Below are 17,088 nucleotides of genomic sequence, written 5' to 3' on the forward strand. Positions count from 1 at the left end.
CGCCGCTCACTCCTTATCGGCACCCGCTTCGGAGTAAGAACCCATCAAGACATGCACGGCTTCGGAAACGTCCGGCTGCCGCATAAAATGTTCGCCTACAAGCACCGCATGAGCTCCGACCGAACGGAGCCATTCGATCTCCTCCGGCTTCGAGATGCCGCTTTCGCTGACGACAGTCGTCCCTTTCGGGATGGCGTCCACAAGCTGCTCCGTCGTGTGAAGATCGGTCACGAACGTTTGAAGATTGCGGTTGTTGATGCCGACCATGGTCGGGTTCAGCTCCAGCACGCGGGCCAGTTCCTCCTGATCGTGCACTTCAATCAGCACATCGAGACCGATACTATGGGCAATCGACTGGAATTGGCGCATCTGCTCGGTCGTCAGGATCGCGGCGATCAGCAGAATGGCGTCGGCTCCAATGCAGCGCGCCTCATAGATTTGATGCGGATCGATCGTAAAATCTTTGCGCAGAAGCGGCACGCCGACGGCCTGCCTCACCCGGCTCAAATAATCGTTGGAGCCTTGAAAATACGGAGCGTCGGTCAGCACCGAAAGGCAATCCGCCCCGGCCTCCTCGTAAGCCTTCGCCAACCGGACAGGCTCGAAATCTTCCCGGATCAAGCCCTTGGAAGGCGAAGCCTTCTTCACCTCCGCGATCAGTCCCATCGGACGCTTCCGTCCTGCGCTGAGCGCGCGCTCGAACCCGAGGCACGGCGCCAGTCCGGCGATCGTTTTTTCCATCTCGGCGATTGTAATCCGCTCTTTAAGCGACGCTACTTCCTGCCGTTTGGTGGCAACAATGCGATCAAGAAACATAGCTCTCTTCTCCCGTACATTGGACTAATTGCTCCAGCTTCGCCTGGGCCCGGCCCGAATCGATAACCGATGCGGCAAGCTTGACGCCTTCCCGCAGCGTTCCGGCCATTCCGGTAACGTAGAAGCACGCTCCGGCATTGGCCAGCACGATGTCGCGGCAAGCGCCGGTCTCACCGGCGAAAATCCGGCTAATAATGCCCGCGTTCACGTGGGCGTCTCCTCCGATGACATCCTTGATGCTGTAAGTGCGAAGCCCTAACTCATCCGGCGTGATTTCAAAAGTACGAATGTTCCCGTCCTTCAGCTCGGTCACCTGCGTGCCCGCAGAGATGCTGATTTCGTCCAGCCCGTCGAGACTGGCGACCACGAGCGCACGCTTTACGCCGAGCGCCTGCATCACATGGGCGATCGTTTCCGTTTTGCCGCGGTCGAAGATGCCGAGCACCTGGCGATCGGCTCCGGCCGGGTTCGTGAGCGGACCCAGCAGGTTAAACACGGTGCGGACGCCGAGCTCCCTTCGCGGGGCGGCAACGTGCCGCATCGATTGATGATACAGCTGCGCAAACATGAAGCAGATTCCGACCTGCTCCAGGCAGCGCGCCGCCTGCTGCTGATTCAATTGAATATTGACGCCAAGCGCTTCGAGCACGTCGGCGCTGCCGCTTTTGCTGGACATGGCCCGGTTCCCGTGCTTCGCCACGCGGATTCCGCCCGCCGCCGCCACGATGGCCGCCGTCGTCGAAATGTTGAACGTATCTGCGCCATCGCCGCCGGTACCGCACGTATCAAGCAGATTTGTCTGTCTGGTGCTGACCCGGCTTGCTTTCATCCGCATCGTCTCGGCAAATCCGGCGATTTCCTCGATCGTTTCCCCTTTTATGCGAAGACCTGTAAGCAAAGCGCCGATCTGCGAAGGCGTCGCCCCGCCTTCCATAATGTCAGACATCACATCGCGCGCCTCGGACCGCGTCAAATGCTGCAGCCCAATAATTTTCCCAATCGCCTGTTGAACCGTCAAAGTCGTTTGCTCCATTGTCCGTGCCTCCCCATTATCCCGATGTTATTACTGATAATAATCGTGATTGATCAATGCATACTCCGGCGTTTTCGTTGCAAAAACGGCTTCCGCCATGCGGATCGATTTCAGCATGCCCTTGGCTTTGTTGATCGTCTCCTGATACTCGTTCTCCGGAACGGAATCCCAGACGATTCCGGCGCCTGCTTGGACATAAGCTTTGCCATTTTTGAATACGATAGTGCGGATCGTAATACATGTATCGAGGTTGCCCGAGAAGCCGAAATAACCGATGGCTCCGGCATAAGGACCGCGCGCTTCGTTCTCCAGCTCGGCGATGATTTCCATCGCTCTGAGCTTCGGAGCGCCCGAGACGGTACCGGCAGGCAGGCACGAAATGAAAGCGTCGAAGAAATCTTTGTCCTTCGCCAGCTTGCCGGAAACGTTGGACACGATATGCATGACATGAGAGTACCGTTCGATCTGCATGAATGTGTCGCATTGGACGGTGCCGAATTCAGAGACGCGCCCGAGGTCGTTGCGGCCGAGATCGACGAGCATCAAATGCTCGGCGCGCTCTTTCTCGTCCGCCAGCAGCTCCTGTTCGAGCGCGAGGTCTTCTTCGGTCGTCCGCCCGCGGGGACGGGTTCCGGCGATCGGCCGTGTTTCCACCTTCTCGTCTTCGACGCGGACGAGCAGCTCAGGGGAAGTGCCGACGATGACCTCCTCATCCATTTTAAGGCAGTACATGTACGGCGACGGATTCATCGTTCTTAGGATGCGGTACACATGCAGCGGCGAAATATCCGTTTCGATCTCGAAGCGTTGGGACAGAACCACTTGAAAAATATCGCCCGCCCGGATATATTCCTTCGCTTGATCGACGTTCGCCAGAAACTGCTCCTTCGTCACGTTCGAGCGGACTTCCCCCAGATCAACGTCATCGGGGATGGACTGGTGATTCATCTTGAGCGCTGGCAGCGGGCGTTTCAGGCGTTCGATGGTCGCATCGATTTTGGCGCATGTTTTTTCGTAAGCGGCGACGATGTCCGCTTCCGTACCGTGGGGAGGCACATGCACGTTGGCGATAACTTTCAACTGCTGCTTAAAATGATCGAACACGATCACTTGATCGCAAAACATAAAGTCTAAATCGTTCATCTGCAGATCGTCCTGCCGATGCGCCGGCAGCTTCTCGTAATACTGCAGCAGATCATAACCGAAAAATCCGACGGCTCCGCCCGTAAAACGCGGCAAGTCCGGCAGCGAAGGGCTCGTATACGCGCTTAAATGCGCTTTAAGCACATCCACCGGCTTTTCCTTCGAGGTCGTCGTTCCTTCCGGACCTTCGATGCGAGTCACACCGTTTTTGGCCTGAATAAACATAAACGGGTCGGTTCCGATAAACGAATATCGCGCCCATTTGATCCCGCCCTCCACACTTTCCAGCAAGAAGGCACGCTTTTCTTCGTAAAAATGCTGAAATACGCGGATCGGCGTCTCCGTATCGGCCATCAGATGGCGGACGACGGGGATCAGGTTATATTGGCTGGCAAGCCGAACGACTTCTTTTGCTTCCGGTGTGTGCATCGTCATCTCTCCTCTTCTCAACTCAAAAATAACTAGGCTCTGCAAACGTAAAAAAGCCTCTACGCATCGTAGAGGCGGTATTCAGCGGATGAAGGATTCGTTCACACGGAAAGTATGCCCAAAGTACGTCGAACAGCCCTAGGGTAGGTTAAAATAAACCTGCCGGTAGTGCGCCGTACGCATCCTGACGGTTCTTTCCACGAACGGGTAGTCTTCTCTCTTCTCATCTCAAACTGAACTAGGCTAACTCTCTACTCTGCTCTGTTACTGCTTACTCACTCTTATCTGCTTAACTCGTTGTAATCAACTATACTACCTCAATTATGCTTTTGTCAATTTGGACAAATCGGGACGAAGCCGCATCGCTTCTCTTTGATAAACATGGATGATTTCATTTTGCTGTTTGTCCGTATTGACCATCACCATTAAACGAATACAGCGGGGCAATCCGCCTTCTACCGGGATTTCCAGCGAGCACATCAGCGGGACCAGGTCCCAACCCTGCATCTGGCGAATGGCCCGCGCAGGGAACGTCGCCGTCAAATCCGGTGTCACCGTAACGAATACGCTGGCAATTTCCTCCGGAATGATCCCGTTTTCCGCGATAATTTGATTGAGCAGTTCTGTTGTTGCCGTTAAAATATCATTCTCTTCGTTGCGCTCCACGGTCGTTGCTCCGCGGATTCCTCTTACGAACATCCGTCAGTCCTCCCGTTTTAACCGATCCACGATCTCTCTGACCCATTCCGCGGATACGTTCTTGTTAATTTCGACTTTGCCGATGGCCGTCGGAATGATATAAACCATGCGGCCTTCGCTGAATTTTTTGTCGTGCATCATCGCACGCATGATCGCCTCGGTATCGAAGTGCGCCGGAATGCGCGTAGGAAGGCCGAACTTCTTGAAAATGCGTTCGGTTACCGTAAGGATCTCTTCCGGATTGCCCATACGCACCGACAGCATCGCCGCGCCGACCATGCCGATGGAGATCGCTTCGCCATGCTGCAGCTCGTTGTAGCCGGCCACTGCTTCCAGCGCGTGACCGATCGTATGCCCAAGGTTCAGGATGGCGCGAAGATCGTTCTCCCGCTCGTCCTGCGACACGACCGCCGCTTTGACGGCGCAGCCTTTGTACAGACCGTACTGGAGCGCTTCCGGGTCAAGCCCGATGAGCTTCTCCGCATTCGCTTCGCACCACGCGGTAAATTCCGCATCCCAGATCAGCCCGTGCTTGATCATTTCCGACAATCCCGCGCGTACGTCCCGATCCGGCAGAGTCAGCAGCGTAGACGTGTCATACAATACCATCTCCGGCTGATGGAATGCGCCGATAATATTCTTCGCCAGCGGATGGTTGACGGCGACCTTGCCGCCCACGCTGCTATCGTGAGCCAGGATCGTCGTCGGGATCTGCACAAACCGGATGCCGCGCATGTAACTGGCCGCCACAAACCCGGCCAAATCCCCGACAACGCCTCCGCCAAGCGCGACGACCGTCGATTTGCGGTCCAGTCCTGCCTGCAAGCAGGCGCCGACGATGTCTTCCAGCACCGCGAGCGATTTGGACTTCTCGCCTGCCGCAACGGTATAGGACACCGCCGTATAGCCGCCTTCCGCCAACCGGTCCATAACCGGCCTCAGATGATGCTTCGCCACATGATCGTCGGTTACAACAAGCAGCGGCGACGCTTTGCTAATCCCGTGCTTCTCGAAGTACGCGGCGATATCCGCGAGCAGGCCCTCCCCGATATAAATCGGGTAGGACCTCGTACCAAGGTCTACCGTTAGCTCTCTGACCATAAATCCGGTTCTCCCGCTTAATAAGATTTGATTTGCTCCAAGTAGCTGTCGTAATTTCTGCGGATTTCCTCCAGCGAGTCGCCGCCGAATTTTTCCATAAACGCTCTCGCCACTTCCCAAGCAATGACGTTCTCCATGATGACGCCGGCCGCCGGTACCGCGCACGTATCGGAGCGCTCCACCTGTGCCGTGAACGATTCCTTCGTATCGATATCTACGCTTTGCAGCGCTTTATAGAGGGTCGAGATCGGCTTCATGACGCCGCGTACGACGATCGGCTCGCCGGTCGTCATTCCGCCTTCGAATCCGCCTGCACGGTTCGTCGCACGATAAAAGCCGCGCTCCTCGTCGTGCATGATTTCGTCGTGGACGGACGAGCCTCTGCGTTTGGCCGCTTCGAACCCGATCCCGAATTCTACGCCCTTGAACGCTTGAATCGACAGCACCGCCTGCGCAATGCGTCCGTCCAGCTTCCGGTCCCATTGCACATGGCTGCCGAGACCCGTAGGCACACCTTCGATGATGCACTCCACGATGCCGCCAAGCGTGTCGCCGTCGTCCTTGGCCGCATCAATGGCTGCAATCATTTTCGCTTCCGCGTCTTTATCCGTCACCCGCACCGGGGATTCCTCGGTGATGCGGATCAGCTCGTCGATCGGCAGGTCCTGCCGCTGCACTTCCACTTCCCCGATGCGAATCACCTGACCGGCGACTTTGATGCCGAATTCCTTCAGCAGCTCGCGGGCCATGCCGCCGACAGCTACGCGCATCGTCGTTTCCCGCGCGCTGGAGCGCTCGAGAATGTTACGCAAATCGCGCTGATTGTATTTCAAACCGCCGTTCAAATCGGCATGACCCGGACGTGGGCGGTTCACCCGGCGCTTCGACTCGTCGTTGCCTTCAATCGGTTCGATGTTCATGATGGAAGTCCAATGCTTCCAATCGTTGTTCTCCACCACAAGCGCAATCGGGGCGCCGGTCGTTTTGCCGTGGCGCACGCCACCGACAATGTTGACGGTATCCTTCTCAATCTGCATGCGGCGTCCCCGCCCATAGCCCTTCTGCCGTCTGGCGAGCTGTTCGTTCACCGCTTCGAAATCGATCGTTACGTTGCTTGGAAATCCCTCAATAATAGTTGTTAATTGTGGTCCGTGCGTTTCCCCTGCGGTTAAATATCTCACCTGATTTTTCTCCTTTCATCCTATCCCATGAAAAGCGTAAGCTTTCTTTCTTACAAAACGCTTTAGCGCTTTTATGTGCTGAGTCATGTGCTAATTATAGTATAGGCCTGCGGCTTTGACAAGAATATGCAAGAACAAAAAGAAGCGCCGGCCAAAGGCATGTAGCCGATGACTGCGCTTCTTTCCGTGTCGGACGAAGGTATGTCAGCCTCCGGCCGGTTGTTTTTTTAACACTTGAGGGCGTTCCGGAGTCTGCGGATCATGAACCAACCCCATAATTTGCAGCGAATCGATCCCGAGAATTTGGGCGCATTCCTGTACCGAGATGAAGCCCCGACGGTAAGCGTTGATGACTTTACGTTTATCCATGCGATTCCTCCTGCTACTTTTCGGGCAAAAAGGATCTTCTACATTTTATTCATAGTATGGGATCGTATGGAAACGTTTATTCATTACGCTTCCGTTTTTCGGTAAAAAAACGTTTCGGCAGATTCCAGTCCGTACTGGGCCGGGCTGAAAATCTGCTCGGTGCTGCCGACGAACAAGATGCCGCCCGGCTTCAACGCATTGGCAAATTTATGATACAATAAGTGCTTGGCTTCTTCTGTAAAATAGATCATCACATTGCGGCACACGATTAAATCGAATCCCGTATCGAACGTATCGACCAGCAGGTTTTGCTTTTGAAAGCGGATCGATTTTTTAAGCGAATCCGCAATATGATAAGTCAAATTTTCCTGACGGTAATATTTCTGCAAATATTTGGCCGGCACGTCCCGCACCGAACGGTCCGAATAAACCGCCTTCTTCGCTTTTTCCAAAGCCCCATCGTCGATATCGGTCGCCAGCACCACGCTGTCCTGCGCGTTCAGCTCCGCCAAGATCATCGCCAGCGTATAAGGCTCTTCCCCTGTGGAACATGCGGCGCTCCAGCACTTGACCTTGCGCGATTTGCGGAGCATGTCCGGCAAAAACTTTTGTTCCAGCACTTCCCAGCGGTTCGGATTGCGCCAAAACTCGGAGACGTTGATCGTCATCCGATCGAGAAACTCGTAAAACAGCTCTTTGTCCTTCGTCATCGCCTCGAAAAACGAAGCGAACGTCGTATACCCCTTTTTCATCCGCAGCGTAGTCAGACGGCGTTTCATCTGCGCTTCCTTATACTGGGACAAGTCGATGGACGTGTAGTCCTTGACTTTCTTGATGAATAACAGGAAATCTTTATCCTCCATGCCGCCATCCCCGCCTTATCAGATCCAAGTTTGTATCGCTTTGCTGTAATCGAGCACTTCTTCTGGACGGAAAAAGTTTGCAATTTCCCGTTCGGCGCTTTCCGGAGAATCGGACCCGTGAATCAAGTTCAAATTCGTATGGACCGCATAGTCGCCGCGGATCGTACCGGGCAGCGCTTCCAAAGAGTTCGTCTTGCCGATCATCGTCCGGGACAGCGCAATCACTTGATCCCCCTGCCAAACCATTGCAAATACGGGCCCAGAAGTAATAAAATTGATCAAGTTATCGAAAAACGGCTTGCCCACATGCTCCGCATAATGCCTTTCCGCTTGCTCACGGCTGACCTGCACCAGCTTGGCCGCAACCAATTGCAGCCCCTTTTGTTCAAAGCGGCTCACGATCTCCCCAATAAGCCCTCTCTGCACCCCGTCAGGCTTAACCATCAAAAACGTTTTTTCCATATTTTTCTCCTCCTACCACTATAATAAAGTTTATTAGGAGATTGGTTTTGGAGTTAGTTTTAGGCATTCATCATCCGCATAGGGTAAAGATTGTCACGGAAAGTTTACGGCCGCCTTTGAAATCAAGTTGTTACCGCAAGGTAAATTGATGACAACTTGAATTTCAAGAGCGGTGGAGTGACAATGTTTACCCGACTAACTTACAGATGAATGCAGTTCTTCACGGTGTCAAACCAAGCTCCTAATAAGAACGGTTCCCCACAAAATGAGCAATACTGACCAAATCTTTTTTCGCCTGGATATTGGGCAAGCCCTCCAGGGAACGAATCGCTTTATCTATGTATGCCGACGCCATCGCTTCGGCGCGGGAGATTCCCTCGCTGCGCCGGATCATATTCAAAAACGCGGTGATGTCGGTTTGCCCGTCACAGGCCTCAATACGCGAGATTTCCTCCAGGAGAGCCGGACGAAGCTGCGGATTCTGAAGCGCAAAGATGACGGGAATCGTAATATTTCCCTGCTTGATGTCGCTGCCCGGCGGCTTGCCGATCTCTTTCTCCGTTCCGCACAGATCCAGTAAATCGTCCCGGATTTGGAACGCCATGCCGGTATAATAGCCGAAATCGTACAACCGTTTGGCCGTCTGCTCCGGAGCGCCAGCCGCAATCGCTCCCAATTGGCAACTGATCGCAAGCAGCAGCGCCGTCTTGCGCTTAATGCGCAACATGTAGTCACGGACGGTCTGCCCCGTGTGGAAGAAGAAGCGGATTTGCTCCATTTCTCCGATCGACATCTCGACCAACGCATTGGACATGATCCGGTGGATGGACGGGTCCGGCAGTTGGGTGACAATGCTAAGCGCTTTGGCGAAAATATAATCCCCGGCGTACATGGCAACCCGGTTGTCCCATTTGGAGCGGACCGTCAATTGACCGCGCCGCGTGTTCGCATCGTCGATGACGTCGTCATGCACAAGGGAAGCCATATGAATCAGCTCCAAAGGCACGGCTACGTACTTGACCCGCCCCAGATCGTACTGCCCGAACTTGGCGCCAAGCAGTACGAATACCGGACGAATCCGCTTACCGCCTGCTTTCAGCAAGTGCAGGGAAGCTTCGCGAAGCACCGGATGATCGACATCGATGCTTCGCTCCAGCTCTTTTTCAATCAAATTGATATCTTTTTTTAATTTAGCATATAAATCCAACAGTTTCATTCCGTCACCCGTACTACAGAATTGTCTTTCCATATTTGCAGAGGAACGTTCCGCTTCAGAAAACCGAGCTCTGCGGCATACTGATAATATAACGAGAGCCCGGCCCATTGCTTCGGACCGAATTCGTAGCACAGTTCGGAGAAATAACGCTGCCAATAGGCTTCCGTCCCGCCAATCAACTTTTGCGCGTCCCGAACCAACGCCGCCGGATCGGCAAGCGACTTGCTCTTGCTCTCGAGAAAAGCCTCATAGATACGGCTGACAAGCTCCGGGTACCGTTCCACGGTTTGCTTTCGGATGGTGCAGACGGCAAACGTGATCCACTGGCCGGTTAAACGTGTCCATTCCGTCGCGAGATCGGTAACGAGATATCCGTTCTTTTCCCAGCTTGCCCGAATCGCATGATCGCCAATCAACAGCGCGGCATCTGCACTCTTCATCATCGGTTCAAGCTCCGGAGCCGCGTACTCATACTCGGGCTGAAGCCCGTAAAACTTGGTTAAAATAATTTTTAGCAAATTGATGGAGGTGGCGGAAGTCGTCGGGAGCGCAATCTTCGCGTCCCCCAGCTCCTCCAGCGGTTTTCGGTGAAACAGAAGAATGGAATTGACCTGTCCGAAAGCGCTGACCGACATGTCAGGAAATACTAAATACTCGTCAAAATTTTCTCCGTACGCAAATGACGAAATGGCTCCGATATCGATTCGTCCTTCGGCCATGGCGCGGTTCAACCCCGACGGTACCTGTTGCGTTACCTCCAGATCGCTGCCGAAGGAAGAGAAAGGAAAGTAATAGAAGAGCGGCCACACATTGGTGAAGTCGATACGGCCGATGCGCACGGACGCCTGGTTGTTAATCATTTGGCATACCCCATCTTTTATACAGTTGATGTTCGATCTCCATGCAGTCCAATATTTTCCCGACTACAAAATCGATCATATCGTCTAATGTCTGCGGACCTTGATAAAACGCCGGCATCGCCGGCAGGATACGCACGCCAAGCCTTGCCAGCTTCAGCATGTTCTCGAGATGAATCGCATGCAGCGGCGTCTCCCGCGGCACAACAATCAGCTTGCGCCCTTCTTTCAGCATCACGTCCGCGGTTCGCTCAAGCAGATTATCCGAGGCTCCGTTTGCGATGCCGGACAAGGTGCCCATCGAGCACGGTACGACCACCATGCCCTGCGTCCGGAACGAGCCACTGGCCGTCTTCGCGCCGATATCCTGCACAGGCACGTATTCGAGCTTCCCCGGCCAGTTATCCGACTCGAAGTGCAGACGAACGCTTTCCTGCCGCTTCGAGGCGTCCCAGCCGAGCTCTTCCTTTAGGACGCGCCAGCCTGCATCCGTTACGATCAGATGAACGTCTTCCCCCGCCGACAGCAAAAAGCGGCAAAGCCGCACGCCGTACGCTGCGCCGCTCGCCCCGGTAATGCCGACTACCCACGGTCTTTTCACCCGGTAAACACCACCAAATCGATCAAGGTGAATACAAACAGCGAGATGCTAAGCGCACTGTTCATCGTAAAGAAGGCCGTATTCAATTTGGTGAGGTCCGTTGGCTTTACAATCAGATGCTCATACATCAGCAGAGCATAGGAGACTAGCACCCCGAACAAGTAAACCCAGCTCAAATCCGTTAAAAAAAACAGGCTGATCAAACCTGCCGCAGTGACGATATGAAACCAGCGAGCGATGAGCAGCGCCTTAGGAATGCCGAATCGGGCCGGTATCGAATGCAGCCCTTCTTTTCTGTCAAATTCAACGTCCTGCGTCGCATAGATGGTATCAAAGCCGGCCAGCCAAAAGACGATGGCCACGTAAAACACAAGCGCTGCCAGCGAAAACTCCCCTGTCACGGCGATCCAGCCGCCCAGCGGCGCGAGCGCGACCGTCATCCCCAGAATCAAATGGCATGTCCACGTGAAGCGTTTCGTGTAAGAATAGAACACCAAGAAAAATACGGCAACCGGCAGCAGCTTCATCGCCAGAGGGCTTAAGTGATAGGCCGCCCAGAACAAGCATACGAACGAAATAATAATAAAAATGATAGCTTCTTTTGAAGAAATCAAGCCTGCCGGTATGGCTCGCATCGCCGTCCGCGGATTTTTGGCATCGAACACTTTGTCGATGACCCGATTCAATCCCATGGCTGCGCTCCGCGCCCCGATCATCGCCAGCAGGATCCAGCCGATCTGCCCCCACGACGGAAGATGGTTAAAGCTTACTACCGAGCCGAGGAGCGCTCCCATGAAAGCAAATGGAAGCGCGAAGAGCGTATGCTCGATTTTGATCATTTCCAAAAAGATTTTGGTCTTTCTCCATAGCATGTTGTCAGACATCTCCCTTAGATCCATTTGCCGCTTGCGGCTTAATGCCGATGTGAAGCGCCGCGATCCCGCCGGTTAGTGGGTAAGCCTCGACGCGGGTCAAACCGGTCTTTCGGAAAATGTCGGCGAGCTCCTTATGGTCCGGGAAGTTCTTAAGCGATTCCGGCAGCCATTTGTACTGCTCGTACCGTTTGACGATCAGTTTGCCGAGCAGCGGCAGAACCTTTTGAAAATAAAAAAAGTAAATCGCCTTAAACGGCTTCCAGGTCGGCTTGGACAGCTCCAGCGAGACGACCATTCCCCCGGGTTTGACAACCCGCTGCATTTCTTCGATGACTTTGACCAAATCAGGTACATTGCGGAGCGCAAAACCGATCGTCGCATAATCGAACGAATTATCGTCAAACGGAAGTGCCATGGCATTTCCTTGCACGAGCTTGATCTGCTTGTCCATTCCGAGCCGCTTGACTTTTTCCTCGCCTACATCCAGCATGTTCTGGCTAAAATCGAGACCTACGATATTGCCGCTGCCGCTCGCTTTAGCGAGGCTGATCGTCCAATCACCGGTGCCGCAGCACAGGTCGATCGCCGTTGCTCCCGGCTTCACGTCCATTTTCTTCATCGTAAAGTTTCTCCAGGCTTTATGCCGGCGGAAGCTCAAAATGTCGTTCATCAAGTCGTACTTCGGCGCAATGCTTTCAAAGACGGAGTGAACGAACTGTTCTTTAGTCGATTTCATTTCCATAAGTGTCACCTCAAACTTCTTGAGTCGCCCGCGGGGCCGATAAATACCGGCGGAACGGTTCACCGATCGACTGCAGCTCTTTGCCTAATTTCTCCGGTTCAAGCGACTGCAGCTTGTCTTGAAGCTCCTTCATGCAGGCGTCGAGCATCTGGTGCAACTGCGGTGTTACCTTATACTTCAGCCACAACGGGCGCCATTTTGCCGGGTCCGGCTCTTCGCTTTGCAGCAGCTTCTTTTCTTCCCGGGTCGCCTGCTGCAGAACATGCCAAAAGCCCCAGCTATCCCGATACGGCTGAGATGACTCGGACCGGCCAATTTCCTGAAGCAGCACCTCGCAGCGGGTAAACAGGCGAAGCACCTCGGGCCACACGACGTAAAAACGCTCCTCAAGCAGATTGGCGAAGGATAGAAACAATTGTGTCTTCACTTCGACCAACTGCCCAATGTATTCATCCGCCGTAAGCTTCAGCTGCTTCATCTTGAGGTACAGGTTCATTTTGAGGCGGTTGGCTTCGCATATCGCTGCGGACAGTATTCCGATCAAATCAATATGTCCGGAATGAGACAGCAGGTAGTAAAAGCGGCTGCTGAAATAGTCTCCCGCAAGCACCTTGAGCTGCCGGGAGCGGGCAGATTTCTGCTCCTTGGCGTCGTTGGTTACGCTGACCATATCATGCGTATCCAAACCAAGCTGTACAAGGGACGTCACAAGCGTATAAAGCTCGCTGTAGCCGGCTAATGTGCTGTGTTTATTTAAAAAAGCATACAGAAGCCGGGTGCGGAATTCGGGAAAGAGCGGCAGATCCGTATGCTTTTGAATCATGTCATGCTCCGTGTACTTCTTGGCCATCTCCGGAATCCGATAAGTGTTCATATGTAAGCCTCCGAACCGATAAGAAAAATCTCTTCACTCGCAATCTAAACTATTATAGCATAATCGAATTATTTTCGCATGTACCGGATCAGCTTTTCGGAGTAAAACGCTCCTGCCATTTCGAGGTATACGTCATCCGGAAGCGGGTATCCAAATACTGCTGCAGCTCTTCCGCGTTCCTTGTGCGGAGTCCCGCTTCGTTCGGAAGCCATCTCTCCCGCCTGGCGTCTACCGCTGCCAGGGGCTGGGGATTCCCTTCCCGGTCCCCGGAGGCATCCAGCACGCGGACCAACACCTGATTAATATTTGTAGACGAAGCGAACATCACTGTCGGCACTTCGTACATATCGCTGAGCATGTCGGATTTGTCGCTTGTTTTTACAGCCAGCAAATCGATCGACACGACGGCATGATTAACCTCCACCCGGCGAATTCTTAAATGAAGCTGCATCCTCGATACGACGTCGACAATATTGTTTTCGGATACGGGATGCGCTTTAACGGTTCGAAACACGCTAAGGCTCTCATCCAGCTGAGACAAATAAGACAAAGCCGACGCTACCGCAATCGATAAGGCTGTAATGATGAACAAACGGGGTGCCCATTTCATCCCGAACCGCTCCCTCCTTTTGACGGGGTCCGAATGCTTGGCTTATGCCCTGTCTGTTACATTGTACAACGAAAAAAAGCAGGCTATGCCTGCCGCTATCCGAAAAATTATTCCTCCGTATCGATCATGCCGAATTTCGTGACCACAACCGCTTTCCCACGGATTTTGATAGCTGATGTATGTTCGGTAAATTGAGCGATCATGACTTCGCCTTTATCCAACTTTTCCGTATGATGAAAACGGGTATCCTGCCCTCTCGTCAATCCGATGACCTGTACTCCGTTTTCCTTGGCTTTTACCACAAAATATTCACTCTGACTCGCGTCCATCCTGATTCCCCCCGGGGCTAATCTGTCCAATTACCTTTATCATGCAGAAAAATACTCGTGCTGTCAACTCAAGAGAAAAGCCGCCCTCTTAGGCGGCTACCGTTTTCTCTGTCGCGTAAGCTTGATCTTTTTTGTTGTAGAACCCTTTGAAACGGCTCGGTACGAGCTTGGAAGCCAAATGGATGATCAAATCAGCAAGCTTAACGACACCGTAAGCAAACAACATGCCCGCAATAACGTCGAGCACCCAGTGAATCTGCAGATACATCGTCGAGAAAATGATCGCGGAGCAATAAGTTACCATCATGTATTTGAAAATGCGGTCTTTCTCCCGAAGCGCCAACAGCAGCATAGCGAACGAAATCGACGTATGCATGCTCGGAAAGCAGTTCATGACATTGACCAGCATATCGTTTTCCGTAGCAAATTTGCGCTCGAGCAAGTCAGGCTGCCCTTTGACCCACCATACCTCGCGAAGCAAAATCAAGTTGTAAAACGGCAGGATGAGCGGAAACTGCATCAAATGTCCGGATAAGGCGTAGGACATCATCTTTTTTACGCTCTTGGTCCAATAGCTTCGGACAATGCAGATCCAGAGCGAAAGCACGAAGCCATAGTTGTAGATCCAAGCCATGATCCGGTCGAACACCGGATGGTTGATCGCCCGGGCCCATGCCGCATCGTTGAGGGGGATGCTGTTCATCATGTCATCCCATTTCCATACGTGACGATTGTTTTCGAACATCCAATTGGCAATTTTCCACCATACTCCGCTGCCGGAGCCATAGAAGTAATAGAAGGCGCCAAGAAGCGGGATGCCTACCACAAAAAAACGTTTCCAATCGACGTCAATCTGATCTTTGCGGACGCCCATCAGACATATGAAAAGCAAGACCCAGCATTCCAAGCTCCAATTCCCGACCACGCCGATACGCCATACCAAAAAGATCGATGCCAGTATGCCGTACATCGTCCAATCGTTTGCGTTCGACCATCGTCTAAGTTTCTCTGACATTTTCGGTAACTCCCCCTAAATACTGTACCTAACCCGCTTGTCGCATGCCCATTTCGTGAAATAAGGTCAACTTAGTATAACAAAAAAACGAGGATTTTGCTTCATAATTTTTTTACATTTAAGAAAAGCTTCAGAATTAAAAAACACGGGGCAATGTCCCGTGTCGCTTGCGCTTGCGTACTGAATCGCCAGCCTCTTTTATTCCTCTTGCAGACGCTTCATAAAGTCCTCTGCCGCGCTGTAGCCCTGCTGCCGGAGATACCAGTTGTTGGCTGCCGCTTCTACCAGGCCGGCCACGTCCCGGCCGGGTTGCAGCTGGATTTCGATATGCGGAATTTTGATGTCCATGTAATCCGAAAACTTCGGGACCAGCTCCAATTCGTTATTGAGCGCATGATCCTGCCACTTTGTCAGCTCGATATCGAGAACGATCCGCGTCTCGTCCTGAAACGCTTTGCGGCCGTACAAGCGAGAAACATTGATGAGTCCGATGCTGCGGAGGGCGAGAAACTCTTTTGTCTTACCGTTATGCGTACCGAGAAGCGTCTCCGGGCTGATCTTTTTAAGGACCACGATATCGTCCGCCACCAGCCGGTGTCCCCGCCGAATGAGCGTATGCGCCGTTTCGCTTTTGCCTACCCCGGATTTGCCCCGGAGCAAAATGCCGATCCCGGAAACGTTGACGCAAACCCCATGCACGGCAATCTCCTGCGCCATCGATTTCGTCAAGAAAGCGTCCACCAGCTCGATGAATTTGTTCGTCGGCTGCGGCGTCCGCAGTAAGGGAATGCCCTCTTCCTCGCAATATTTCATCAAATATTTAAGCCCTTCCTGATTACGGGTTACGACAAAGCACGGCGGATGATACTTCACAATGTTTCCGATCCGGTCATTGCGTTCCTCTTCCGTGAGCGTATGTAAATAAGTGATTTCTTTGCTACCGAGCACCTGCAGGTGGGACTGCGAGAAAAAATCGAAATACCCGACGAATTCCAGCCCCGGACGGTGGACTCTGGTCTTGGGAATCGTTCGATGGAGCTGCGTAGCCCCGGCCAATACTTCCAATGAAAATCGTTTTACCAAATCTTCTACGGTTACAGATTTCACCCGTTCATCCCCCTTCGCCTTCTACAACTATGCCAAACGGAATCTGCTAACTAATTCTACACAAGACAGCGTTTCCCTCTTCGGCTTCCCCGACCTATGAATAGATTTGGAGAAAATAAAAACCGCTTCCTCCGGCGGGCTTATCCGCCAAGAAAGCGATTCGGTCGTAACGTGCTATCGGAGTAGCGGGATTCGAACCCACGGCCTCACCCACCCCAAGGGTGCGCGCTACCAGACTGCGCCATACCCCGATAATGATCCGGCAAAAAAATCCGGCAAAGAATATTATATCTTATGTCCTATCGATTGTAAAGAATTTTTCCATAGAAAAGAAAAAACGCCCGAACCGCATTCGAGCGCCTTTTCGAGCCGGCACCGGCTCGCATTATGTAGAAAGCCTAAAGCCACAAGAGCTTACTGGATTCCGTCTCTCAGCGCTTTGCCAGGTCTGAAGGCCGGGATTTTGCTGGAAGGAATTTCGATTTCTTCGCCGGTTTGCGGGTTGCGACCTTTGCGGGCGGAACGCTCACGAACTTCGAAGTTGCCGAATCCGACCAATTGTACCTTATCTCCGCTTTGAAGCGCCTCGGAAATAGCTTCGAATACAGCTTCAACCGCTTTGGTTGCGTCCTTTTTGGAAAGCTCCGTGGATTCCGCTACCTTATTGATCAAATCGGATTTATTCATGCGATTCACCTCCCCCCGAAACAAACGAGTCCTGTTACTTTCTTTGTTAACCGTTTCGCTGAAAAATATACATTCGGAA

The 17,088-nt window shown here is 52.9% G+C and carries 20 protein-coding genes and 1 tRNA gene; all 21 read right to left on the minus strand.

Annotated features, from left to right (window positions below; genetic code table 11):
- Nucleotides 1-6 precede the first annotated feature (6 nt).
- Nucleotides 7-816 (minus strand): indole-3-glycerol phosphate synthase TrpC, encoded by an 810-nt coding sequence (trpC, locus tag KQX66_RS09375; protein ID WP_216792198.1) that lies wholly within the window; start codon nt 814-816, stop codon nt 7-9.
- Entirely contained in the window at nt 806-1,849 is a 1,044-nt protein-coding gene (gene trpD / locus KQX66_RS09380; protein WP_216792199.1) for an anthranilate phosphoribosyltransferase, read from the minus strand. Before trpD ends, trpC begins: the two co-directional genes overlap by 11 nt.
- Before the next feature lie 30 nt (nt 1,850-1,879).
- Entirely contained in the window at nt 1,880-3,421 is a 1,542-nt protein-coding gene (gene trpE, locus KQX66_RS09385) for an anthranilate synthase component I (RefSeq protein WP_216792200.1), read from the minus strand.
- Nucleotides 3,422-3,742: 321 nt separating this feature from the next.
- Nucleotides 3,743-4,120: a chorismate mutase gene (aroH, locus tag KQX66_RS09390; protein ID WP_216792201.1), complete on the minus strand. Its 378-nt coding sequence runs from the start codon at nt 4,118-4,120 to the stop codon at nt 3,743-3,745.
- A 3-nt stretch (nt 4,121-4,123) separates the two neighbouring features.
- A complete protein-coding gene (gene aroB, locus KQX66_RS09395) occupies nt 4,124-5,221 on the minus strand; it encodes a 3-dehydroquinate synthase (protein WP_216792202.1) in 1,098 nt (365 codons plus the stop codon).
- Nucleotides 5,222-5,238: 17 nt separating this feature from the next.
- Complete coding sequence (gene aroC / locus KQX66_RS09400; RefSeq protein WP_216792203.1) at nt 5,239-6,402, minus strand: chorismate synthase; 1,164 nt, start codon at nt 6,400-6,402, stop codon at nt 5,239-5,241.
- 204 nt (nt 6,403-6,606) lie between these two features.
- Nucleotides 6,607-6,771 (minus strand): hypothetical protein, encoded by a 165-nt coding sequence (locus tag KQX66_RS09405; protein WP_216792204.1) that lies wholly within the window; start codon nt 6,769-6,771, stop codon nt 6,607-6,609.
- Between the two features lie 83 nt (nt 6,772-6,854).
- Complete coding sequence (locus KQX66_RS09410) at nt 6,855-7,634, minus strand: CheR family methyltransferase (protein WP_216792205.1); 780 nt, start codon at nt 7,632-7,634, stop codon at nt 6,855-6,857.
- Between the two features lie 18 nt (nt 7,635-7,652).
- Nucleotides 7,653-8,096, minus strand: coding sequence for a nucleoside-diphosphate kinase (ndk, locus tag KQX66_RS09415; protein ID WP_216792206.1), 444 nt, complete (start codon nt 8,094-8,096; stop codon nt 7,653-7,655).
- Between the two features lie 241 nt (nt 8,097-8,337).
- Nucleotides 8,338-9,312 carry a polyprenyl synthetase family protein gene (locus KQX66_RS09420; RefSeq protein WP_216792207.1) on the minus strand — a complete coding sequence of 325 codons (975 nt, stop codon included), beginning with the start codon at nt 9,310-9,312 and terminating at the stop codon, nt 8,338-8,340.
- Nucleotides 9,309-10,172 (minus strand): menaquinone biosynthetic enzyme MqnA/MqnD family protein, encoded by an 864-nt coding sequence (locus KQX66_RS09425; protein WP_216792208.1) that lies wholly within the window; start codon nt 10,170-10,172, stop codon nt 9,309-9,311. The genes KQX66_RS09420 and KQX66_RS09425 overlap by 4 nt, the downstream gene beginning before the upstream one ends.
- Entirely contained in the window at nt 10,165-10,770 is a 606-nt protein-coding gene (locus KQX66_RS09430) for a UbiX family flavin prenyltransferase (RefSeq protein WP_010495117.1), read from the minus strand. Before KQX66_RS09430 ends, KQX66_RS09425 begins: the two co-directional genes overlap by 8 nt.
- Nucleotides 10,767-11,642 carry a UbiA-like polyprenyltransferase gene (locus tag KQX66_RS09435; protein WP_216792209.1) on the minus strand — a complete coding sequence of 292 codons (876 nt, stop codon included), beginning with the start codon at nt 11,640-11,642 and terminating at the stop codon, nt 10,767-10,769. The genes KQX66_RS09430 and KQX66_RS09435 overlap by 4 nt, the downstream gene beginning before the upstream one ends.
- A 4-nt stretch (nt 11,643-11,646) precedes the next feature.
- Nucleotides 11,647-12,387: a demethylmenaquinone methyltransferase gene (locus tag KQX66_RS09440; protein WP_284439796.1), complete on the minus strand. Its 741-nt coding sequence runs from the start codon at nt 12,385-12,387 to the stop codon at nt 11,647-11,649.
- Between the two features lie 10 nt (nt 12,388-12,397).
- The gene (locus KQX66_RS09445; RefSeq protein WP_216792211.1) at nt 12,398-13,261 is read right to left on the minus strand and encodes a heptaprenyl diphosphate synthase component 1; all 864 of its coding nucleotides are present in this window, start codon (nt 13,259-13,261) and stop codon (nt 12,398-12,400) included.
- A gap of 88 nt (nt 13,262-13,349) precedes the next feature.
- Nucleotides 13,350-13,871, minus strand: coding sequence for a hypothetical protein (locus KQX66_RS09450; RefSeq protein WP_216792212.1), 522 nt, complete (start codon nt 13,869-13,871; stop codon nt 13,350-13,352).
- 107 nt (nt 13,872-13,978) lie between these two features.
- Nucleotides 13,979-14,200 (minus strand): trp RNA-binding attenuation protein MtrB, encoded by a 222-nt coding sequence (mtrB, locus tag KQX66_RS09455; RefSeq protein WP_216792213.1) that lies wholly within the window; start codon nt 14,198-14,200, stop codon nt 13,979-13,981.
- Between the two features lie 88 nt (nt 14,201-14,288).
- Complete coding sequence (locus KQX66_RS09460; protein ID WP_216792214.1) at nt 14,289-15,215, minus strand: phosphatase PAP2 family protein; 927 nt, start codon at nt 15,213-15,215, stop codon at nt 14,289-14,291.
- A gap of 198 nt (nt 15,216-15,413) precedes the next feature.
- Complete coding sequence (hprK, locus tag KQX66_RS09465; protein ID WP_216792215.1) at nt 15,414-16,322, minus strand: HPr(Ser) kinase/phosphatase; 909 nt, start codon at nt 16,320-16,322, stop codon at nt 15,414-15,416.
- 177 nt (nt 16,323-16,499) lie between these two features.
- Nucleotides 16,500-16,573 (minus strand) — tRNA-Pro (locus KQX66_RS09470).
- 163 nt (nt 16,574-16,736) lie between these two features.
- A complete protein-coding gene (locus KQX66_RS09475) occupies nt 16,737-17,009 on the minus strand; it encodes a non-specific DNA-binding protein Hbs (RefSeq protein WP_010494971.1) in 273 nt (90 codons plus the stop codon).
- Between the last annotated feature and the right edge of the window lie 79 nt (nt 17,010-17,088).

Source organism: Paenibacillus oleatilyticus, from assembly GCF_018998565.1.
GTDB classification, from domain to species: Bacteria; Bacillota; Bacilli; order Paenibacillales; family NBRC-103111; genus Paenibacillus_G; species Paenibacillus_G oleatilyticus.